This window comes from Thalassotalea euphylliae, from assembly GCF_003390375.1.
Classification (GTDB): Bacteria; Pseudomonadota; Gammaproteobacteria; order Enterobacterales; family Alteromonadaceae; genus Thalassotalea_F; species Thalassotalea_F euphylliae_A.
In genome coordinates, this window is record NZ_QUOT01000001.1 from 1,823,678 (window position 1) to 1,845,997 (window position 22,320).

General features: G+C 43.8%; 16 protein-coding genes. 10 read left to right on the forward strand and 6 right to left on the reverse strand.

The features are described 5' to 3' along the window. Positions 1–75 precede the first annotated feature (75 nt). The 3 genes from DXX94_RS08170 (at position 76) to DXX94_RS08180 (ending at position 3,476) form a co-directional block, all read left to right on the forward strand. Positions 76–1,881, forward strand: a complete 1,806-nt coding sequence (locus tag DXX94_RS08170; protein ID WP_116015087.1) for a bifunctional protein-serine/threonine kinase/phosphatase — start codon at positions 76–78, stop codon at positions 1,879–1,881. A gap of 63 nt (positions 1,882–1,944) precedes the next feature. Continuing rightward, the gene (cynS, locus tag DXX94_RS08175) at positions 1,945–2,394 is read left to right on the forward strand and encodes a cyanase (RefSeq protein WP_116018393.1); all 450 of its coding nucleotides are present in this window, start codon (positions 1,945–1,947) and stop codon (positions 2,392–2,394) included. Between the two features lie 497 nt (positions 2,395–2,891). Beyond that, complete coding sequence (locus tag DXX94_RS08180; RefSeq protein WP_116015089.1) at positions 2,892–3,476, forward strand: Crp/Fnr family transcriptional regulator; 585 nt, start codon at positions 2,892–2,894, stop codon at positions 3,474–3,476. Between the two features lie 58 nt (positions 3,477–3,534). Here the strand turns inward: DXX94_RS08180 and DXX94_RS08185 are convergent, their stop codons facing one another. From DXX94_RS08185 to DXX94_RS08215, 6 genes are all read right to left on the reverse strand, one after another. Further along, positions 3,535–5,310 (reverse strand): AMP-binding protein, encoded by a 1,776-nt coding sequence (locus DXX94_RS08185; protein WP_116015091.1) that lies wholly within the window; start codon positions 5,308–5,310, stop codon positions 3,535–3,537. A 257-nt stretch (positions 5,311–5,567) separates the two neighbouring features. Continuing rightward, complete coding sequence (locus tag DXX94_RS08190; protein WP_116015093.1) at positions 5,568–6,968, reverse strand: flagellin N-terminal helical domain-containing protein; 1,401 nt, start codon at positions 6,966–6,968, stop codon at positions 5,568–5,570. A 196-nt stretch (positions 6,969–7,164) separates the two neighbouring features. Beyond that, a complete protein-coding gene (locus tag DXX94_RS08195; RefSeq protein WP_116015094.1) occupies positions 7,165–7,356 on the reverse strand; it encodes a hypothetical protein in 192 nt (63 codons plus the stop codon). Between the two features lie 190 nt (positions 7,357–7,546). Further along, positions 7,547–8,416: a hypothetical protein gene (locus tag DXX94_RS19515; RefSeq protein ID WP_258872127.1), complete on the reverse strand. Its 870-nt coding sequence runs from the start codon at positions 8,414–8,416 to the stop codon at positions 7,547–7,549. An 11-nt stretch (positions 8,417–8,427) separates the two neighbouring features. Further along, a complete protein-coding gene (locus DXX94_RS08210) occupies positions 8,428–8,982 on the reverse strand; it encodes a hypothetical protein (RefSeq protein ID WP_147302258.1) in 555 nt (184 codons plus the stop codon). Between the two features lie 298 nt (positions 8,983–9,280). Further along, complete coding sequence (locus DXX94_RS08215) at positions 9,281–11,488, reverse strand: tetratricopeptide repeat protein (RefSeq protein ID WP_116015101.1); 2,208 nt, start codon at positions 11,486–11,488, stop codon at positions 9,281–9,283. Positions 11,489–11,990: 502 nt separating this feature from the next. Between DXX94_RS08215 and DXX94_RS08220 the strand changes: the two genes are divergently transcribed. From DXX94_RS08220 to tssC, 7 genes are all read left to right on the forward strand, one after another. Continuing rightward, positions 11,991–15,227, forward strand: coding sequence for a VPS10 domain-containing protein (locus DXX94_RS08220; RefSeq protein ID WP_374188846.1), 3,237 nt, complete (start codon positions 11,991–11,993; stop codon positions 15,225–15,227). A 255-nt stretch (positions 15,228–15,482) separates the two neighbouring features. Continuing rightward, positions 15,483–16,370, forward strand: coding sequence for an aspartoacylase (locus tag DXX94_RS08225; protein WP_116015104.1), 888 nt, complete (start codon positions 15,483–15,485; stop codon positions 16,368–16,370). 186 nt (positions 16,371–16,556) lie between these two features. Next, positions 16,557–17,792: a methyl-accepting chemotaxis protein gene (locus DXX94_RS08230; protein WP_116015106.1), complete on the forward strand. Its 1,236-nt coding sequence runs from the start codon at positions 16,557–16,559 to the stop codon at positions 17,790–17,792. A gap of 597 nt (positions 17,793–18,389) precedes the next feature. Next, positions 18,390–19,736: an ImpA family type VI secretion system protein gene (locus tag DXX94_RS08235; RefSeq protein WP_116015108.1), complete on the forward strand. Its 1,347-nt coding sequence runs from the start codon at positions 18,390–18,392 to the stop codon at positions 19,734–19,736. Between the two features lie 53 nt (positions 19,737–19,789). Next, the gene (locus DXX94_RS08240; RefSeq protein WP_116015109.1) at positions 19,790–20,320 is read left to right on the forward strand and encodes an Hcp family type VI secretion system effector; all 531 of its coding nucleotides are present in this window, start codon (positions 19,790–19,792) and stop codon (positions 20,318–20,320) included. Between the two features lie 13 nt (positions 20,321–20,333). Beyond that, a complete protein-coding gene (tssB, locus tag DXX94_RS08245; RefSeq protein WP_116015111.1) occupies positions 20,334–20,831 on the forward strand; it encodes a type VI secretion system contractile sheath small subunit in 498 nt (165 codons plus the stop codon). Then, the gene (tssC, locus tag DXX94_RS08250; RefSeq protein ID WP_116015112.1) at positions 20,831–22,303 is read left to right on the forward strand and encodes a type VI secretion system contractile sheath large subunit; all 1,473 of its coding nucleotides are present in this window, start codon (positions 20,831–20,833) and stop codon (positions 22,301–22,303) included. Before tssB ends, tssC begins: the two co-directional genes overlap by 1 nt. The last annotated feature ends 17 nt before the right edge of the window (positions 22,304–22,320 follow it).

Sequence of the window (22,320 nt, forward strand, 5' to 3'; positions counted from 1 at the left end):
GCGGTGAACGAGTGTATTGGCACTTATTCACTGCTTCAGATATCACTTAGCCCCCAAACTGTCTAAGGTTTTGCTGTGAATACTTTTGAGCAATCAAGTCCTCGATTAGATAGTCATTTAAAAGTGCGGTTAGAAAACCAGTCAAACGTTAGTCTTCGCCTAGCCATAGGGGAGTTTAGCGATAGTGGCTCTAAACCCATAAACCAAGATTTTCACGGTGCTATTCAATCACCAGAGCCACAGCTAAGTTTGAAGGGCAATGCCGTTGCACTTGCTGACGGTATTAGCTCTAGCGATGTTAGCCAAATTGCCAGTGAAACAGCGGTAAAAACCTTTCTTCATGACTACTTTTGTACGTCTGACGCGTGGTCGGTGAAAACTGCTGGTCTTAAAGTACTTGCCTCAATTAACGGCTGGCTTCACGCACAAAATCAGCAAAGAGAATATCGATTAAATCCCGATAAAGGATTGGTTTGTACCTTCAGTGGCATTGTATTTAAAGCCTCAACCGCGCACATATTTCACATTGGCGATAGCAGAATTTACCGCATTAGAGGCCAAGCATTAGAGCAGTTGACCAAAGCTCACCGTGGCTGGCTCTCTAGCGAACAAAGCTATTTAAGCAAAGCGTTAGGTATTAACCACTCATTAGCGCTAGATTACCAAGCACTTGAATTAGCCGTTGACGATATATTTTTGCTCTGTACTGATGGCATATTTGAGTATTGCAATACCGGGTCGATTCTCTGCCAGCTTGCTGAGCATAAAAACGATTTACCACAAGCGGCTAAGGCTATCGGCCAGCACGCACTTGCCAATGGCAGCGACGACAACCTTACGGTACAGATTGTCAAAGTAGAACAACTGCCACAAAAACTTACCTCAATGATGCAGGCTCAGCTTGATGAACTGCAACTTCCTCCTTTGCTATCACCAAGACAAGAGTTTGATGGCTATTTGATTATGCGAGAAATCTACGCCAGCAGCCGCAGCCACGTTTATTTGGCCAAAGACATTGCGACAGGCCAACAATGCACAATTAAAATTCCCTCGTTCGAGCTTAGAGAAAACGCTGAATATCTTGAGCGATTTTTAATGGAAGAATGGGTTGCTCGGCGCATCAACAGTGCTTATGTCATGAAAGCACAATTGCAACAACGTTCACGCAACTACCTTTATACCGTATCTGAGTACATTGAAGGTGTGACATTGAGCCAATGGCTGATTGACCACCCAACTCCAAACTTAGCGAATGTACGCGAGATTATTGAGCAAATTGCTAAGGGTTTAATGGCATTACATCGCCTTGAAATTCTGCACCAAGACCTTCGCCCTGAAAACATTATGATAGATCACACAGGGACGGTGAAAATCATCGACTTTGGTGGCGTTAGGGTCGCTGGCATTGTTGAAGCAAAATCAGCAAGGCAAAAAGATGATATGCAAGGTACCGCTTTGTATATGGCACCAGAATATTTTGTAGGCGAGCCAGTCAGTGCACTTAGCGATCAATTTTCGTTAGCCATGATTGCTTATCACATGCTAAGTAACCGCTTTGCCTATGGCACACAAGTTGCCAAACTCGACACGCACGCCGCGCAGCGGCGTTTAGTTTACCAAAGCGTACTTGACGACAAGCGTGCTATTCCAGCTTGGGTTGATTACGCTTTGCGCAAAGCACTGCAACCGACGCCAGAAAAGCGCTACGAGCAGCTCTCAGAATTTATCCATGACCTGAGTAACCCTAACCCTCAATTTATGCGTCAAGCGCGTGCACCGCTGATAGAGCGCAATCCGCTGAAATTTTGGAAAGGGTTGTCATTTATTTTGGCAACAAGTGTCTTTGGCTTGCTTATCTATATTGAGCACGTCACCCGTTGACCTTGCCCGCTAATGTTATCAGCCAGTTTCACATTAAATATTAATAAAAATGAGGAAAGTAAAATGATCACAAGTAGAGAAGAAGTTACCGCAATGATAGTCGCGCACAAAGTGCAAACTAACATCAAATGGAGTGATGTAGCGGCTGCGATAGGCCTTTCGAAAGAATGGACAACCGCAGCATGCTTAGGACAAATGACCTTTACCAAAGCGCAAGCAGAGCAAGTAGGTGAGATATTCGGGCTAAGTGACGAAGCCATTGCTTGGCTGCAAATTGTTCCATACAAAGGTTCTTTACCAACCGCTGTGCCAACAGATCCTTTAATCTATCGCTGGTATGAGGTTGTTAATGTTTATGGCAGTACCATTAAAGAGCTAATTCATGAAGAGTTTGGCGACGGTATTATGAGCGCGATTGACTTTTCGATGGATATTCAACGGGAAGAAAACCCTGCTGGCGATCGTGTCAATGTTGTTTTATCGGGCAAATTCCTGCCGTATAAAACCTATTAAACAACTAGGGCGTGTTGATCTTTCGAGATTGAATTTTGTTCAATCTAAACGCTTTCTGATCGCGGCGCTCGCTTTGTCGCATAGTCGTTCTACGCAAGAAGCGAGCAACAATGAGCAGGAAGCGTTTAGATGAACCCGCAGGGCAGCGTCTGTTTGAATTTTCTACTGTGTTGGCACTTATTTATGGAGAATGACTACACTGCACAAGTGCCGCCTTGTATAAAACCCAAACAGACTGCTGCAAAAACAACCCTGAAAGATCAACACGCCCTAGCCACTCACCATCAACAAGTTGAATCATATAAGAATGCGGCCTTTAGGCAATTCTTTACAAGACCTCAAAGCCGCATTTTATAGGGTTTTTGATAAGCCCGAACCTTATACCAAGCTCATCAAAAAGTGTTCTTCATCGAATATGAGTTTGTTAGACTAAAGGTTAAGTTCTCGTTTTGTTGAAACTTTTCAATACATCACAATCATTTAACCAGTCTATTACTATGCCGTACCAAGCCTTGAAACAACTGCTTAGCCCTATTGTCACTATGGATGACAGTTTATGGGATGCGTGGTACGCAATCACCAAGCCGGTGACCATAGCAGCGGGTGAACAAGTACTTTCGGCTGGTGAAAAGCAGACCCACTTTTATATTATCAAACAAGGTGTGGTGCGCTTTTTCTATATTTCTCCCGACGGCAAAGAGTGGAATAAAGCGTTTTTTAAAGAAGGCGACCCGATTGGCTCGTTGTCGGCCTATTTAACTGACTCACGCAGTCAATTTACCGTTGAAGCAATAGAGCCTTGCACGCTATATAAAATTGCGATTGATGACTTTAATCGCCTGATCAAAGCACACCCCAAAATTATGGGATTTCTAAACAATCTCACGATTAAGTTATTTACCAGAAATGAGCAACGTGAAGGAATTTTGCTAACGGGCAATGCGGAAGAGCGTTATCAATGGCTGATGGCAAATGAAGCTTGGCTAATTGACAGGCAAATTCCGCAATATCACATTGCCTCATACCTGAGTATGGATGCGGTTTCCCTATCACGCCTTAAGCGTAAAAATAGCGCAAATTAATGCGCTATTTTTATGCCTTTAACGTTTAGCCTTTGGGTTTTAAGCCTTAAGTCTTAACTTAGAAGTTAATTTCAAGGTTTAAGCTTTCCGCTAAATGATGGCATGTTTGGGCTAAAGACTCGCTAGACTCAGATGTTGAAACATCTAACGACACTTTACCGCAGCTCAGCATTTTCGCCGTAATATCAACAGCAACACTCGGCTCATGCTCTGCCAACTGTTCTTTTACCGCTGATGCAGCAGCCAATGCGCGCAATTCCGTTTTTTGAATTTTACCCACTGCCGTTAGTGGTAATGCATCAAGCAAAGTAATCGCCTTTGGCTGTGCCGGTGGCTCATCAATATGTTGTTTAGCATGTGCCATTAATTCCTCAATACTGACATCTGCTCCCTCATGCAATTGCACGTATACCACAGGCAATTCACCAGCATAGGCATCTGGTTTACTTACGGCTGCTGCCAGTGATACCGCTGGGTGTTCCTCTAAACAACTTTCAATCACCACAGGGTCAATATTGTGGCCACTGCGAATAATCAAATCTTTAGAACGGCCAGTAATAAATAAACTACCTTCGTCGTCTAAATACCCCAAATCACCGGTTCTAAACCAACCGTCAGTGAGCGGAGATTCGGAAACGCCAAGGTAGTTTTCAAAAACCATAGGGCCACGTACACATATCTCGCCGACACCATCCGAATCAGGCGCTAGCTCATCAATGGCAATTTCCATTCCAGCGGCTTTGTAGCCTGCGCTCAACAACTTAGAGGGTGCATCTAAATGCGGCATGGCAATTACGCCTGAAGTTTCGGTCATGCCATAGATTTGATACAACTCAAGGCCAGTCAGTTTAGTGATGTCTTGACCAACACTCTCTGGCAGTGAAGCGCCGCCTGAAAGTAAGTAGCGCAATGAGCTAATATCGCTGTCGATTGGCACGCTAGTTAGCGCTGCAACAGAAGTTGGAATTGCCCCACCTAGCGTTGCTTGATAACGCTCAACCAACTGCCAGTACTGTTTGATAACTTGCGGATCTCTAAATCCAGCCATGGTCGGAAATACAGTATGAATACCGGCCGCCAAACCGCCGAGGCCAAGCACAAGCGCGCCAGCAACATGAAACACAGGTAAACCATTAATTAACGTGTCTTTTTCACTTGCCTGCATCGCTTCAACAAAAGCATTGGCTGTGGCTAAATGGTTTGCTTGGCTTTGCACTACTAACTTAGGCGAGCCGGTTGTTCCGCCAGTATGAAAATAGGCCGCAACATCAGTTTGTATTGGCAGCCACTGCTGAGGTAACGGAGCCGCGTCAAAATCGCTTAGCTGAGCACTAAATGCAGGGGCTTCGTCAGCAGGAAATACTACGGGGACGAGTTTAATATCGCGAGCAGATTTTGCGGCGGCAGCTTGTGCCTTTTGCCAAAAATCCGTTCGAGGATTTGGCCCTAATGCAAAAATAATATCGGTTTCTGCTTTGTCCATTAACACGGTGAGTGCATCAACACTTAGCAGTGGGTTTAGTGGGTTAGCAATGCCACAACTTTCCGCTGCCCATAGAATATATTGAGCTTCGGAAATATTCGGCAATAAGAAAGAAACCACAGGGCGCTGGCTGCTGTCTTCAGAGAGGCCAACATGATGGCGAATTAATCTGATGGTGCGATGTAGATTATCAAAAAATGTTTGATAACTAACGGTTTCGTCGACTAGCTCTGGCGCTAACTGTTTAATTAAGGTGAATGCTTTAGCGCTAGGCTGTTGCTGACAGACGTGTTGCAATAAATGATAAACGCTTGGCATATCAATCGGTGCTGGTGATGCGGAATGTGACATGAACTCTCCCCGTTTCTTTTTAATATTTTGAGAAACATACTGAGTGTTATTGAAACTAGGGTCATTAACAAATGTTAATGCAATTGTTAGCAAGACACTGCAAGCGTTTGGTTTGATCGAGCTGTAATCGCTATCAGCTAATACTTTCTAACGAGGAAATAAATGGTGGAGAAAAGAAAGAAGAATATTGGTAGACAGCCTTGGTTTTACACATAAAAGCCAAGTAACTTAAATTGTTAATTCTAGTACTGAGTGGTTTATTGATTAAGTAGTGACAGCGCTAATTCTGGCTGGATATTAGCTTGCGACAAAATGGATTGTGATGCTTGTTGCAAAACTTGTTCTCTGGCTAATTTTGCCGTTTCGCTAGCATAGTCTGTATCTTGAATACGAGAAGTGGCGGCAACAATATTCTCATGTGAATTCATTGAGGTTCGAGCAGCACTCGACAACACGTTTATCGACGCACCATATTCACTGCGATAGCCAGCAATCGTGTTTAACGCATTTTGAAGCGCGCTAATTGCTGTTTGAGCGCCCGATGCACTGGCAATGGTTAAGGGGGCTATGCCCAAATCAACCGATGAACTGGCAGTTTTGTCGATATCAATAAAATCATCATTGTTTCCATCAGGTGTGGTCGCGACAAATACTTTAAACGGCTCATCGTTATTAACCGTGTTCCCTAGATTGCTATAATTCACGGTTAGATCAAAACTACCACTGCCGACTACCGCAACGTAGAGCGGCTCTGTCGTGGTATCAATATGAACCGCTTCAATAAATGTTCCTCCGGTATTAACACCATCATTATTTCCATCAGCGGGAGAAGTACGATCACCGTCTCCGCCAAAGCTTATCGTCATGCCATTATAGCTAGTACTGTTCGCCGCGCTAGGCGAGTAAACCGGTCCACCAGAGTTTAAATTACTAGCGTCATAACTCGCGCCAGAGGGGAAACCGTTTTGCGGGGTAAATAAATTATTTTCGACATCTTGCGGTGTACTAATCGGGATATTGTCAGCGTTATTTTGCCAGCTATTATCATTTAAATCCGTACCCACCAAATGCCTACCATCCTGTGTAAATATTTGGATGTCATCATCTAAACCAAGTGAATCAAGTGTTAAGCTGATATTGTTAGAGCCGGCAGGGATTGCAGCAAACGAACGGATACCGGAGCTAAACGTACCACTTCCCCCACTAATTGGAAAAATATCCCCAAGCGAAGGTACGTTGTCACCACCAAGTAGCGGGAATCTGCCAAAAATTTCAGTTTCGTTAGCGATGCGATTTATTTCTTGCTTTAACCCTTGAAATTCAACATCTAGCGCTTGCTTATCTGTTGTCGTAAGCGAGCCATTTGCCGCTTGAATTGCCAATTGGTACATACGTTGTGCCATATCTGACACCTCAGCCAACGCCCCTTCAGCCACCTGCGCATAACTAATACCATCGTTAATATTTTGCTCAATGCGTGTTAATGCATTCGACTGGGCGGTCAGCCTAACAGAAATCTGCAAACCAGCAGCATCGTCGGCGGCAGAGTTTATTCTCTTCCCCGATGAAAGCGCTTCATAGCTTTTTTCTAGCCGATTAGCATTAGTGTTAAGCTGATTAATAGCGTTGAGTGCTGACGTATTGGTATTAACAAACATCAGTCACTAAACCCTATGCCGAGTTCAAGTTGCATTACCTTTTCAAAACGATTCAAAAAATTGACAGAAATCTAAGTAATGCTGGTAAAGCACGAGCTATACCAATGTAGAATTAACCGATAAAGAAACCCTTTACGTGTGATTCATCATTAAAAAAACCAATAAAGACAAAAATTTAAGTGGAGGGTGAACTTTGTTACATTTCACCTTGAAGATATGGGTTAGCGCGCAATTGCTCGGCCGCTAAGTCAATAAAAGTCCGAATTTTGGCGTTTGCTCGACGCCCTTCAACATGGACAATCGATACGGGTAAATCATCTTCCTCAAAGTCAGTTAATATTCGCTTAAGCTGGCCTGTTGCTAATGTTTCGCCTGCCCGATACCACATAAGTCGAATGAGCTAAGTGGCCAAAGATGAGGTATTGCTCTGCTGCGCGCAGCCTGCTGCAGGCACCAAAACACTCACGCTTGCTTTATAGGTAGTTACCGCTATTAATACTCGTGAGCTCGATTAACTGGCTGGCTTGGCGCTTGTTCGTTAATGTTCGCAGGTGTTAGCAAATAGTAGCTAACAGTCACTAATATTCGCTAACATTCGAGAATAACGAGCGGCTATTAATCATGCGATTGGTGCATGAACCTTTAAATTCAACGAATTTTCGATTATCGCGAGGTGCTAGCGCGTGAATTTCATCAACCGTTGAAGTGCCATCTACCTGACTGTAAAACACCGCAAGTTGACCAGCAAAATTATCTATTGCTCGTGTCACTGAAAGCGCCTTCAAACGCACTCTGTCGTTGATGAACACCTCTTTTTCCATGCGTGCAAGCAACATACTCGGTAGGCGGTTTTCACGAATAAACTGCTGTAACCTTTGGTAGAAATCAAGCACTGGCGAAACCAAGGTTAATTTGCCTTGATAGCGGGAAAACCACATGCTGTTACCAACAATCGAGGTACCAACTCCTTGGGTAATCACATGTGATGGTGCTGGCAAATAACGTGATGCAATATCAAGCGCATTACTCCAATTGGGTAGAGAAACAAATTGCTCACTTCGGCTTTGATTCTGGTGATAATTATGTCCGGTTTTGCTATGACCACCTCGCTCTGGTAAAAATTCAATGGCGACACAAGTATAGCCATGCTTAACCAAGCGTTTGATAAGCGGAGTAAACTGATGAGCGTTCCCCCAACCGTGCACTAACCATATATACCGACTTTCTGTTTCGTCATGCCTTTCGCCTCTACTGTTGTTTTCGCTGGTAGTGTAAGTGCGAATACAACCATATTTAGTGCGATATAATTTTCGTTTACTCTCCTTAGCCCAGCGCCCGCTTGAAGAACTTGGGGTGAGCAATTTGTGCTTAACTAGCCTGTAAGCATATTCGGGAAACCATTTGCTCAACAACTTAATCCCCAAAATAAATAGTCTTTCCTCGCTCATCACTTATCCTACTACACTTTTGATCGAGTTTTTGTAGCGGATGAGTCGAGTTCAAGCGAGCGGTCCACGTATGGGCAAAACTCGCTCTCGGTAAAAATATGTTCAAGTAACTCAAACTTAGCGCGGCAACTACAACAAGTAGTCACTACTTTCACTAGGCCTTCGTCAAACAAATGATTATTCGAACCGTACACGTTAAACAAAAGCTTTAACTTTTTTAAATGCTCTGGCGCAATCTTGCCAGCCAACTGCTCCAACATCATCAGCACTTCAAGGCAATTGTTGGTATCGGGGCGAGCAATAGTGAAAATACGACTTAAAATTTCATCAGCATCAAGCTCATCGGCGTTAATATAGCTTTTTCTAGTACTGTTTTTAGCAATTGTGTGTTTTTTCTTCGACGCACTTTTCAACGGTTGCGAACTAATGTTCTCCACGTTTTGAGTATCTGTTTGGTCAGCTAGGGCATTTCTATATTGATAGACTTCCTTGGCTTGGCTAGCTTGGTCAACTATTGAAGAGTTAAGAGCTATATCGTGGTTTAGCTTATAACGACTTTGTCTCATCAGATATAAATCAATCAAAACGGCAATTATTATTAAGATGATTATGCTGAACAAAAGCCAGTCCATAACGTTAACTCCAAAGTTACACTCGTATTTTTCCTAGGACTATAAGCTGCAAATAGGGAGGAAATATGGATAGGCTTTTCGTTTGTTTTTCTAAAGAAAAGAAAACGCCAATAAAAATAGCGCGGTCATCTATGACGCAAGAATAAGCAGTACAGCTATAAGTGGCAAAAGCACAGCTTTGTTCTTAAAGGATTATTCGCTGAAGGTTATCAAAGAACAAACAAGCCGTTTGCTAGGGCGTGGCAAAGTGTTCAACGAGTGGCATAGTGATCAAAATAGCGATACCGCCCAATGCGCTTTGTTTTGCTTCAATAGTACCTTGGTGTGCATGGATAACATTTTGGCATATAGCAAGCCCTAAACCAGAGCCACCAGTCGCCCGATTTCGCGATTTTTCAAGCCGATACAAACGCTCGAAAATCTTACCAAACTCACTTTCTTTAACTGAAGGCGAAGTGTCTTGTACGCGCAAATGCAACAGCCCATGTGCTTGCCAAACTTTTAATTCAACTCGACCAGGTTTATCGGTGTAGTTAACACTGTTGTTAATCAGGTTCGCCAATACTTGTTTAATGCGATCTTGATCAACGCCTACCCAAGTAGGCTCTGAAGTGATATCGTCATGCCATTGCAACTCATGTCCTGTTACATATTGCTGAAACTCGCTGCTCCACTGCTTGAGTACAGGAGAAATATCAAGCTGCTGTGTATTGATAGACAAACCATACACATCTGAAACCGCTAACTCATAAATATCGCGAATCAAATGACTTAGATCGGTTATTTTGCTACTGAGTTTTTGATAACTCAGCTCCACATCATCCACCAAGTTGTAGCGCAGCGCATCTACTTGCAGTTTCAAGGCAGTTAACGGTGTGCGCAGTTCGTGTGATACATCGGCAAGTAGCTGATTTTTCTGTTGTAGTGCATCTTCATACAAGCTGGCAGAAATCATCGCAAGTTTGCGCCGCTGATGTAGCACATAGAAAATTAGCAGAAATAGCACCACCAAGCCCAAAGTGAGCAAAGTCACTTTTTCCGTGACTTTTTTCTGTGCAACCACTTCTAGTTCCGATTGCTTACTGGCCTCTTCCAATTTCGCGACTTTCACTTGCTGTTTCAGCAAGTTAATATCACGCTTGTGCTTTTCTAGTTCTTTAATACGCAGCTCTGAATCTATTTTTTGCTTGAGCTCATACGCAGCCTTTAAATGAGTGAGGGCGAGGGAGTCTTGGCCTAGTTGATGATGAATTTCACTGAGTAGCCTGTTGTCATCGAGCTGGTCTTTAAAAAGCTCAAGTTTTTTTGATATTGCTAAGGATTTGCTGACGTAGTGCTCTGCCTCTGTTAATGCTTGTTGATCAAAATGGTAAACCCCAAGGTTGTGCCATACTGATCTCATTTGGAAATCAGCGTTAGAGGCTTGTCCTGTTTTTTCAGCCAATAACAAGCTGGCTAAACGGGCCTCTTGATTATTGAGCTTGTCCAAAATTTGCGCCCGCTGAACATACGAGCGAGACAGCACCTGATGGAAAGCCCCTTCAGCAAAGATATCGATCGCTTTTTGGGTAACATCCAGCGCTTCATCGAGCTTTTGCTGCGCCATGTAAATAGAGCCAATTCGATGATAGTCGTAACCAATGTATTCTGCGTCGCTGAGCTTTTTATCGAGTTCTAGCGCCTGCTGATAAAAAGATAATGACTTATCGTAATCTTCTGAGCGGTAGAACAGTTCACCTAAATTGAAATAACTACTGGCTTGGTCTTGCGCATTACCGATTCGCTCAAATAGCTTCATGGCTTTGATTTGATACTCAGCAGCGAGCACCAAGTCATCTTGCGATTCATACAACACCCCTAAAGAGCCATACATGCGTGCAATTTCTAGTTCATCACCTAGCACTTGATAATTTTCCAATGCCAACAAGTAATACTTTTCAGCTTCAGCATGTTGTTTGTCCAGACGGTAAAACCTTCCTGTATGTTGATAAATACGCGCTAGCAAAGCTGTATTTTGACCAGCGAGCGGTATCCCTTTAGTTTCAAGCATCTTCGCGGCAATCACGTAGTTATTTTTCTTGCGTTCAAGTTGCGCTCCGCTGATCACAACTTCCAACTGCAATTCATCGCTAAAGTGTGCCGCGGCCTTGTTTAACTCAAGTAACAAGGCTCTGGCTTTTTCAACTTGTGCACTACGACGATAAATACCGACCAGTTTTAGCTGGGCATAGACTCTTTCTTCGCCACTTAGTTCTGCAATTAGCGCCATCACAGCTTGCTCGGCGCTCAAGTCTGCTCCTTCAATTTTCGCCAACTGCGCTTTAATGGCTGATGATGCTGGAACAGCACTATTGGTGTTTGTGTTTACGCTTATGTTTGCAGACATAGCCGCAGATTCACTGGCGAGTGCCTTGGTAGATAGCACGATGGTGAATATCATGGTGCTGCATAGGAACGAATAGACAAGCCAAAAGACAAGAAAAAAGAGACGTGAAGAGCGACCATAAATACTCAATATGCGCTGCGTTAACTGTATGAAATACAAATTGATGCCTTTAGTTGATAATACGTGATGACTCGTAAATATTCGTTTGGTTCCTTCGCTCGCTTCCACTCGCAGGAATTACATAACGAAGCCGATGCGATAAGAAAGAGCGATTAATAAAATAGCGGCAAAATGTGCAAGAAATATGGATACCAATTTTTAGCACTTAATCTATTGAAAAATATATCTTTACTAAATATTGTTGAGTATTTAAGAGCCAATAAAAAGTAAAATTACGCGTTTTGGGGTCGCTACTTAACGCAAATATCTGTTACCTAAACGCTTCTGCGCTTGAACAGAGATTCATTTCAAACTAGTGTTACTTTGTAACAAAAAATAACGATAAACTCGGTGAAACATGAAAAACCTACTCAAAGCAGCGATAGCTGCCTCTTTGATGGTGTCTGCCGCTGGCGTCTCAGCCAAGTCGGACGACGCCGAAAACAAATCGCTGTTTACCAGTAAAACCTTTGATGCGATGGAAATGCGCAATATCGGCCCTGCTTATATGTCGGGTCGTATTGCTGACATTGCCGTTGACCAAAACAACCCGTCTACCTGGTATACCGCGGTAGGCTCAGGAGGTATTTGGAAAACAGTTAATGCTGGTACAACTTGGACACCTATTTTCGACAAGCAAGCGGTTTACTCAACCGGTGATGTTACTATCGATCCAAGTAACTCAGACATTATTTGGGTAGGTACCGGTGAGAACAACGGTGGCCGCCATATCAGCTTCGGCGATGGTATTTACAAGTCACTCGATGGCGGTAAAACATGGAAGAACATGGGCTTAAAAAAATCTGAGCGCATTTCCGATATTATTGTTCATCCGACCAATTCAAATATTGTTTGGGCGGCAGTGCAAGGCCCATTGTGGACGGGCGGCGGCGAACGCGGCCTATACAAAACCACTGACGGTGGTGAAACATGGAAACAAGTATTAACACCTGAAGACGAATGGACCGGTGTTACCTCACTTTTGATCGACCCTCGTAACCCTGACAAGCTATACGCTGCCACTTGGTCGCGCCAGCGTAAAGTCGCAATTTACGTAGGTACAGGGCCAGCCTCTGGTATTCATACATCAGACGATGGCGGCGAAACATGGACTGAGCTAAAAACTGGCCTGCCAAAAGGCAACATGGGTAAAATTGGTATGGCAATCTCGCCAACAAACCCTGATGTGGTTTACGCAACGATCGAAACCGACAACCGCAAAGGCGGTTTTTATCGCTCAGCCAATCGCGGCGCTAGCTGGGAGAAAATGTCTGACGAAGTCGGTGGCGGCACAGGCCCACACTACTACCAAGAAATTTTTGCCGATCAGCATCAATTTGATCGCGTTTACATCGCCAGTAACTATTCAAAAGTGTCAGATGATGGCGGTAAAACTTGGACACCCATTAGCACCAAACGCAAGCACGTTGACGATCACGCATTTGCCTTCCACCCAACCGATCCTGATTTTGTCTTAATTGGTTCAGACGGCGGCATTTACATGTCACACGACCGCATGGAGCACTGGCGCTTTATCGCCAACTTGCCATTAACCCAGTTCTACAAAGTCGCTCCTGACGATGCCGAACCTTTTTACAATGTTTATGCCGGCGCACAAGATAACTCAACACAAGGTGGCCCATCGCGCACTGCACGTGCAGAAGGCATTAAAAACAAAGATTGGTTCCTCACACTTGGCGGCGACGGCCACCAACCAGCAACAGAGCCGGGCAACCCTGATATTATGTACTCGCAGTGGCAACAAGGTAACCTGAACCGCCGCGACATGAAAACAGGTGAGAATGTTTACATTAAGCCACAGCCTCGCCCGGATGAGCCAGCAGAGCGCTACAACTGGGATGCGCCAATCAATGTTTCTACGCATGATCCAAAGCGTTTATATTTTGCTTCACAGCGCGTTTGGCGCTCAGATGATCGCGGCGACAGTTGGACACCAGTTTCGGGTGATTTAACTAAAAACGGTAATCGTATGCACATCCCGATGATGGGACGTACTTGGTCGGTAGAAGCTGGCTGGGATATTTATGCGATGTCGGAATATCACACCATTGCGAATTTCTCAGAAAGCCCAGTGGACGAGAACATTTTATGGGTCGGTACAGACGACGGTTTAATTCAAGTCACCACTGACGGTGGTAAAACGTGGAAAAAAATTGACTTAGGCAAAGTACGCGGCGTACCTGCGACTGCCTATGTAAACGATATCCGCGCCGACCTTTACGACCCAAATACGGTTTATGTGGCGCTTGATAACCATAAATACGGTGATTTTAAGCCTTACTTAATCAAATCTACTAACTTAGGTAAGAAATGGACATCACTGGCCAAAGACCTACCAGAGAAACACTTAGTGTGGCGCATTGTGCAAGATCACGTGAATAAAGACCTGATGTTTATCGGTACTGAATTCGGTGTTTTCTTTACGGTTGACGGTGGTAAGAAGTGGTTAGAGCTAAACGGCGGCATACCAACTATTTCAACTCGCGATGTAAAAATTCAACGTCGTGAAAACGATTTAGTGGCGGGTACTTTTGGCCGTGGTATCTACATTTTAGATGACTATGCACCACTGCGTAATCTCACCGAAAAAGCGTTGGAGCAAGACGCACTATTATTTGCGCCAAGCCGCCCAGTCAAATGGTTCTCGTTAGATACGAATCATGCAAGATCTGACGGAGACGATCGTTACGCAGCGAAAAACCCAGCACATGGTGCGACCCTAACCTATTTCTTAAAAGACAGCTTATTGACCGCAAAAGAAAAGCGCCAAGCAGCTGAAAAGAAAATGGTGAAAGATAAGAAATACCCTAAATACCCGAGCTGGGAAGAGATTGAAAAAGAAAATCAAGAAGCCAAACCGGCGGTTTACCTTGAAATTACCGACGCAAACGGCCAATTTGTCAACCGCGTTACTGGTAAAACAACAAAAGGTTTACACCGTATCACTTGGGATATGACCTACGCGAAGAGCACTGCGGTTACAGGCGAGAAACAGTCGCCTTGGCACCCACTTGTTAAAGGTTTAATGGCATCGCCAGGCAAATATACAGCGACTTTATATCAGCGCGTTGGCAGTGAAATTAGTCAACTTGCTAGCCCTGTAGCGTTTGATCTTAAACCTATTTTTGACGCAGCTATTAGCGGTAATTCTCAAGATGAAATCGTTAAGTTCGGCCAAGATGTGGTTGCCGCAGAGCGTCAATCTTCAGCCGCAAGTGCCGTACTTAAAGGCATTACCAAGAAGATGGAAGCTATTCGCACAGCCATTGATCGCACGCCGAACAACATTGCAGCGTTAGAGCAACAATATGCTGACATTCAGGCAGAAATTAACGCCATCAACCTTGAGCTAACTGGCCTGAAATCACGTGATCGCAAAGGCGCGAAATCGGCAAATATCGCTAGCCGCTTAGGTTATGCTATGTCGGCAGTACGCTCGTCTTATGGCCCTACTAAGCAACATCGCGAGCAATTTGGTTATGCACTTGAAGGCCTGAATTCGGTAACCAAGCGCTTGAATTTGCTGGAAGTCACGACAATTCCAGCATTACAGAAAACAATGAGTGAGGCAGGTGCCCCTTGGACGGTTGGCTCTGCACTTATCACACATTAGTTCGGTTAAGCTGAAGGCTTTTTACTGCTTAACCTCCTCTAACAAATTTGAGACAGGTGAGTAACCAAAAATGGCGTCTACATTAGACGCCATTTTTATGCCTATACGATTATCAACAAATATCAACAAAGCTTGCCCCAGTGTTCACCTTTCAAATTGATATAGAAAATAACAGCTTACTCATGTTAATTTTCATCAGCTTGAGTAAGATAAGAGCTCAGCAGACGCTTAATCGAATAAGGGATGCCTTAGCTAATGAAAAAAATCAACCAAGTTGCCGTAGTCGGTGGTACGCACGGTAACGAATTCAGTGGAATTTACCTGTTAAGAAAATGGCAAAAATCCCCCGATTTACTGGCCCGAGAAGGCTTAAATGTCGAAACCTTGTTTGCCAACCCCAAGGGCTTTGAAGAAAACAAACGCTACCTAGACTGTGACCTTAACCGACAGTTCACGCTTGAAGATCTCGCCAACCCAGCCTTAGCTAACTACGAACAAAGCCGCGCTAAAGTTATTAATGCTCAGCTTGGTCCGAAAGGGAATGCCAAGTCTGACTTTATTATCGACTTGCACAATACCACCAGCAACATGGGGCCAACCTTGATCCTATTAAAATCGGATGATTTTAATAAAAAAATGGGCGCTTACGTGCTCGCAAAAATGCCAGAAGCTATTGTGGTTTATGAAGATCAAGTGTCGATGGAAGAGCATTACTTCTTGGCATCAATTGCACCACAGGGTGTGATTGTTGAAATTGGTCCTCAGCCGCAATCGGTGATACGCCAAGATGTGCTCGACTGGATGGAAACCATGACCCAAACCATCTTAGATTTTGTCGCACTCTACAATAACAACCAGTTGCCCGAACTGCCTGCTAGCTATGATGCTTACAAATACACTGAAAGCCTCACACTGCCGCAAGATGAAGACGGCGAGCGTATCGGTATGGTGCACAAAAACGTGCAAGACAATGACTTTAAGCCACTGAGCAAAGGCGCCCCAATTTTCACCCTGTTTGATGGCGGCGAAATTACTTACCAAGGTGAATATGAAGCCTACCCGCACTTTATTAATGAAGCAGCGTATTACGACAACAACCTAGCGATGTCACTGGCTGAGAAAATTACCATCACGCTCGACTAAAGCGTGATGGCTTACTTGCTCGACAACAAAATTTTATTAGACTTTTCGGGAAGAAGTAGGACGTTTATAATTGCCACATCTAGAATTTGATAGTTTTGTTAATCGGCTCAAGACCAAAGGCAATAATCAATTTTTCATCATTTAAGCAAATTTGTATCAGCCAAGCATAAAGTAGAGAAAGGTATTATGGGTTCAGGATTTTGGAAGTTATATTCGTTTATTGAAACGAGTTTTTTTTATACCTTGTCGCGAAAAATCATCGGCAACATAGGTTTTCTACTCTTATTTCAAATCGCTGCGTTTGTCTTATTTCTACAATTAGATGGCGCTTCTGCCGAGCAAACAGAAACTATTTTAACTTGGGGTAAAACGCTGTTTGCCCTTAGCTTTTTAGCCTTCGGTTTTACCCTATTCTATCTGCACTACTTATTTGTCAGACCAATTAAAGCGATTTTAGCCAGCTTACAAAACATTAATTCCCATGATGGTGACTTAACCACTCAGCTACCGGCATTCACTCACGATGAATTTCGCCAACTTTCTGAGCAATACAACATCTTTGTTGCCAACTTATCTGAGCTACTTAACACCATTCACAGCAACTCTGAGCAAGCCAATAGCGCTACCGACAGCGTTGTTCACGCGGTCGCTTTTGCTAATGACAAAGCGAATTCTCAAAAGCAGCTCAGTGAGCAAATTTTTGAATCCAGTAGCCATATCAACGACAGTATCAGCCACATTGTTGGCGCGTCAGAAACTGTCGCAACCAGCAACAAGTCGAACTTAGACAAGGCGATGTCAGCAAACCATCAGCTTACTCAAATACAAGAGCAAACCGCACAAATCGGTGCCTTGCTAGGCCAGTTCGCAACAACGGTTGACGGCCTGCAGCAAAATGCAGGTAATATCCGTAACATCCTTAAAATGGTGGAAGAATTTGCTGACCAAACCAACTTATTGGCATTAAACGCAGCAATTGAAGCAGCAAGAGCTGGTGATGCAGGTAGAGGTTTTGCTGTAGTAGCGGATGAAGTACGTTCACTTTCCTCTAAAGTTGCTGACGCAACCCAGCAGATTACTTCATTTATTAACGATATGGACAGTTTAGTCACTGACACAAAAACGGAATCTGACAAGCTAGTCGATCAATCGCAGCAAACCCACAATACCATTGAGGAAACCAACTCAACGTTTGCCCAAATGATGACTGACTTTAATGCCAACACCAAAGAGTTTGATGCCATCAGTGATGCCATTCACGAGCTCAACGCACAGTACCTTCAAACCCATAGCAACGTCGAAAACATCTCAAGCCTAAGCGAAACCTTACAAGGGCAAATGCAACAAGCCAATAACGAAGCACAAGTGGCACAAACGCAAGCAGAGCAAACCCAGAGCCGCTTATCTCGCTTTGCTAGGTAATCCAGCTTAAGAAAAATTATATGCCGCTTGATAGCTAGAGCGGCACATCAGATGTTAATGCTAGCTGAAAAATTCGCTTTTTAGACGGATTGACTAATCGTTTTAATTAGCACTAGTACAAAAAACAACTCCCCCTCTTCTTCACTAACCTAAGCCATAACAACCTAAGCCATAACAACCTAATCCATAACAACCTTAACCATTGCTCATTTTTGTTTCCATAAATCGACGTAAACCAACGCCAGCGATGGAAACTAATCACTCCAAAAGTTTGAAACAAAAGTACACTTCACAATAATTTCAATATCCACATTTTGCTCACAATTGATTGTTACTATCGCAATACAGGATGTATTACCGATGAGTGAAGAGTCTAATACAGGTGAGAAAATTACCTAAAGCAGTGTAATACTGGCCTCTGATAGTGTTACAAAAGTGATTTGACTATGTTTGATCACAACGACATCTACTCCTTCAAAGGTAATACCAGTTGAAACATATATGCTAGCGATGTATTTGTCATAATTGCCTTGACAATAAACGAGTCTAGTTCAATATAATTGATTAAAAAATATAAGAAGAATATACGAAAACGCAATGTTGTTATTCTCTGATGGGGACACGTTAACGTCCGGAGACTATCTAAAAGCAGATCGTTCGAAGTACCGCGAGTTACGCAACTTGCTTAACGTCGCTCAAGCGAGTCTGCGTAAATTGGTAGAGACGACCGAGTCACTCAGTGATAAAGCGCTTCAGCAAACAAATGCCGCAAGTTGGGAAGACTTGCAGGTAGCTTGTCAATCTGCCCTACAAAATCAATCTCGCGATATTGAAATATTTTGCTGGTGGTTAGCAGCCCTTGCCTATAAACGCAGCGATATGTCGTTGTTGGAGCAAGGCTTAGAGGACTTTGTTTTTGCTGTCACTAGTCTAGGTGACACAATTCACCCTCAACTCCCGGAAAAGAAACTTACTGGCTATGATGAAAACCAAGCCAAACTCAAGCAGTGTGAGAACCAAACACGCCCACTAGAGCAGCTTATTGGTGACAACCCAAATAGCGGATTACTCAGCATCCCGTTAATGGCATTTCCATTTTTAGATGATTACGCACTACGCAATTATCTCTCCGATAAAAAATCGGGTAACACTGAGTCGGTAAAAGCAGAATTTACCGCCAGCGCATTGAGCCGCTACGACGAGTTAAAAGCGCGTTATGAACGTATTCTGTCCATTGACAGTAAAATTGCGGTTATTCAACAATGCATTAATGATTATCGATTCGAGGTCAGTAAAGAAGCCGCTATCGGTGACAAACTGCAACCGCTGGGCTTTAGCTTTGTGCGCGATAATTTAAAGCAGCTCAAAAGTATGTATTTATACTTTTGCCCAAAACTGGAAACATTAGAAGAACCTGATTCACAGGAGTCTCTCGAGCCTGCAACTCAAAATGTAGCTGATGACCAAACTAGTCTAGAACAGCATCAGCCAACGAGAACCTCATCATCTAGTGTTACAACGCAACAAGCCGCAGCAGTTGAGACAAGCTCAAGAGCTTACACGAGAGAAGATGCACTAGCAGACTTAAATCGCATTGCAGTTTTCTTCAAAAAAACAGAACCACACAACCCTATCCCCTACTTGCTAGCACGTGCGATTAAGTGGGGCAATATGTCATTTTCTGAATTGATGACTGAATTAGTCAGTAAAGATTCACCTGTGCTAGCTGAAATCAGTAAGCTCACAGGGGTAGACAGTGATATTAATACATTATTAAACAACGATGTTGCTTTGCCGACAGCAGAAGTAGAGCAACCCAAACCAGCAGCGCAAACGCAAGCGCCCGTTGAAGCAATAGCAGCTTCTACGCCGCAAGTTAGCCCTGTTGAACCAACGCAAACATCGCAACCGACTTCTGAAAGTCAGTCCGGTAGTTTGTGGTAATAAACCGATAACAAACAACGTAGATATAAGAATTTCACAACAAGGAGATTAAAATGGCTTCAATCTTTATGAGAATTGACGGCAATGAATCCATCAAAGGTGCAGCGACTGTAGTAGACCTAAACAGTAAAAAAGGTTGGTTTGCCATTGACAGTTTATCATGGGGTGCAATGCGAGGCGTGTCAGTTGATATTGGCAATGCCAACAACCAAGATAACGGTATGGTCGCGTTAGGCGAAATCAGCATTGCTAAAGGCTACGACGGAGCAACACCTTACCTACTAACATACCTTTTCCAACCTGGTGCGGAAGGTAAAACAGTCGAACTTGTGATGACGAAACCATCACGCGACGGCAAAGGTATCGTCCCTTATTTCGTCATTTCTTTAGAAGAAGCACGTATGGCTAACTTCAGTATTTCAGGTAGCGACGGCGGCCAGCCATCAGAGTCTTTTTCATTGACTTACACTAAGATTGAACAAATGTTCTTCGTTGAAGACGAAGGCGGTAAATTAGAGAAAGCGGCATCCGTTAAGTATGACGCTACCAATAACCAGTTAACGTCAGCTGCTGACTTGAAATAAACAGGTGTAAATCATGGCCTTAAATTCACAACACAAGCGGGTGAGTAAAAACCGCGTAAGTATTACGTACGACGTTGAAACTAACGGCGCATCAGAGAAAAAAGAACTGCCATTCGTGTCAGCGGTTATGGGTAACTTTTCCGGTGGGAAAGAAGATCCTAAAGACGTCGAAGATCGCGAATTTATCCAAGTGGACCAAGACAACTTTAACGATGTATTGAGTCGCATTGGACCAGAGTTATCACTCAAAGTTGATAACGTGATCGAAGAAGACGATAGCCAGTTTGAAGTTAACTTAGCGTTCAATTCGATGAAAGACTTTGAGCCTGACGCCCTTGTTGAACGAATTGAGCCACTTAAAAAGCTGCTAGAAACGCGTAATCAATTAAATGAACTGCTCAGTAAAGCAGATCGTTCACGCGACTTTGAAAAATTACTAAAAGACATCTTACAAAGCGCCGACTCGTTAAGTGCGCTGTCAGATGAACTTGGCGTCAAGGGAGAAGAGTAATGTCTGAAGAATTAGAACAAGGCGGCAGTGCTAGTGGCGAAAGTTTATCGTTTTTAGATCAAGCCATTAATGCAACCAGCCAAACGGCACCGGATCGCACCAAAGAACTGTTAACTTCGCTAACACAAGAAGCGATGTCAGGAACAGTAACATGGGATAAAAACTTAACTGATACCATTGCTAACGCAGTAGCCGCGATTGACAAAAAAATGTCTGCTCAACTTTCTGCCATCATGCAGCAAGATGAATTCAAGCAATTAGAAGGCTCTTGGTTAGGTTTACAAAAACTTATTCGCAACAGCGCATTAGGCACATCGCAGAAAGTAAAACTGCTTAACATCTCAAAAGACGAGTTATTAGAGCAATTTGAAGATGCGCCAGCAGTCGATCGCAGCCCAATTTTTAACTCGCTTTATCAACACGAATACGGCACAGCTGGTGGTGAGCCATATGGTTTATTACTGGGCGACTACGAATTCTCACAAAGCGATGAAGATGTCGCGTTATTGCGCTATATGGGTGAAGTTGGCGCAGCAAGTCACGCACCATTTATCGCCGCAGCATCTCCTGAAATGTTTGAATTGAACAGTTTCAAAACTTTCGACGAAGGTAAGCCAATTGCGCCAGCTTTTGACTCGCCTAGTTACGCTTCTTGGAACTCGTTCCGCGAAAGTGACGATGCGCGTTACGTTACTTTGACGATGCCACGTACCATGGCGCGCATGCCATACGGCGCCAAAGGCAAGTCAATAAAGTCGTTCAACTTTGAAGAATTAGGGGTAGACAGCGCAGGTAACCCTAAACCGCAAAGCAACGACGAAATCGTTTGGTCTAATGCAGCTTACGATCTAGGCCTTAATATGAACAAAGCCTTTGAAGCTTACGGCTGGTGTACAGCTATTCGCGGCATGGACAATGGCGGTAAAGTTGAGGCACTGCCTAACCTGACCTACCTAACAGACGCCGGAGACATTACCCAACAATGTCCGACTGAAGTTAACCTAACCGATGAACGTGAAAAAGAGCTGAGCGATTTGGGCTTTATGCCATTGGTTCACTACAAAAACACCGACTACGGCGTGTTCTTGGGCGGTCAAACCACGCAGAAACCCAAAGAATACACAGACCCTGATGCCACCAGTAATGCAGCGATTTCTGCCCGTTTGCCTTACATTATGGCCAGTAGCCGTATCGCCCACTACCTAAAGGTTATGGGTCGCGATAACATCGGCTCTAACATGGAAGCAGCTGATATCCAGAAACAAATGAGTGAGTGGATTGCTATGTACACCAACTCAGGTGCTATGGGTAATGAAGAACGTGCGAAAACTCCGTTGGCTGAAGCAAGTATTTCAGTTATCGAGCAACCAGGTCGCCCTGGGGCTTACTCGGCAGTTGCACACTTGCGCCCATGGTTACAGATGGAAGAATTAACCACATCTGTGCGCATGGTAGCTAGCCTTCCAGGTTAAATAATCGAGTATCAAAG

What these genes read in the sequence shown, in the direction of transcription:
- cynS (WP_116018393.1), top strand. Translation starts at nt 1,945, where the DNA reads ATGATCACAAGTAGAGAAGAAGTTACCGCAATGATAGTCGCGCACAAA.
- DXX94_RS08180 (WP_116015089.1), top strand. Translation starts at nt 2,892, where the DNA reads ATGCCGTACCAAGCCTTGAAACAACTGCTTAGCCCTATTGTCACTATG.
- DXX94_RS08185 (WP_116015091.1), bottom strand. Translation starts at nt 5,310, where the DNA reads ATGTCACATTCCGCATCACCAGCACCGATTGATATGCCAAGCGTTTAT.
- DXX94_RS08190 (WP_116015093.1), bottom strand. Translation starts at nt 6,968, where the DNA reads ATGTTTGTTAATACCAATACGTCAGCACTCAACGCTATTAATCAGCTT.
- DXX94_RS08195 (WP_116015094.1), bottom strand. Translation starts at nt 7,356, where the DNA reads ATGTGGTATCGGGCAGGCGAAACATTAGCAACAGGCCAGCTTAAGCGA.
- DXX94_RS19515 (WP_258872127.1), bottom strand. Translation starts at nt 8,416, where the DNA reads ATGAGCGAGGAAAGACTATTTATTTTGGGGATTAAGTTGTTGAGCAAA.
- DXX94_RS08210 (WP_147302258.1), bottom strand. Translation starts at nt 8,982, where the DNA reads ATGAGACAAAGTCGTTATAAGCTAAACCACGATATAGCTCTTAACTCT.
- DXX94_RS08215 (WP_116015101.1), bottom strand. Translation starts at nt 11,488, where the DNA reads ATGATATTCACCATCGTGCTATCTACCAAGGCACTCGCCAGTGAATCT.
- DXX94_RS08220 (WP_374188846.1), top strand. Translation starts at nt 11,991, where the DNA reads ATGGTGTCTGCCGCTGGCGTCTCAGCCAAGTCGGACGACGCCGAAAAC.
- DXX94_RS08225 (WP_116015104.1), top strand. Translation starts at nt 15,483, where the DNA reads ATGAAAAAAATCAACCAAGTTGCCGTAGTCGGTGGTACGCACGGTAAC.
- DXX94_RS08230 (WP_116015106.1), top strand. Translation starts at nt 16,557, where the DNA reads ATGGGTTCAGGATTTTGGAAGTTATATTCGTTTATTGAAACGAGTTTT.
- DXX94_RS08235 (WP_116015108.1), top strand. Translation starts at nt 18,390, where the DNA reads ATGTTGTTATTCTCTGATGGGGACACGTTAACGTCCGGAGACTATCTA.
- DXX94_RS08240 (WP_116015109.1), top strand. Translation starts at nt 19,790, where the DNA reads ATGGCTTCAATCTTTATGAGAATTGACGGCAATGAATCCATCAAAGGT.
- tssB (WP_116015111.1), top strand. Translation starts at nt 20,334, where the DNA reads ATGGCCTTAAATTCACAACACAAGCGGGTGAGTAAAAACCGCGTAAGT.
- tssC (WP_116015112.1), top strand. Translation starts at nt 20,831, where the DNA reads ATGTCTGAAGAATTAGAACAAGGCGGCAGTGCTAGTGGCGAAAGTTTA.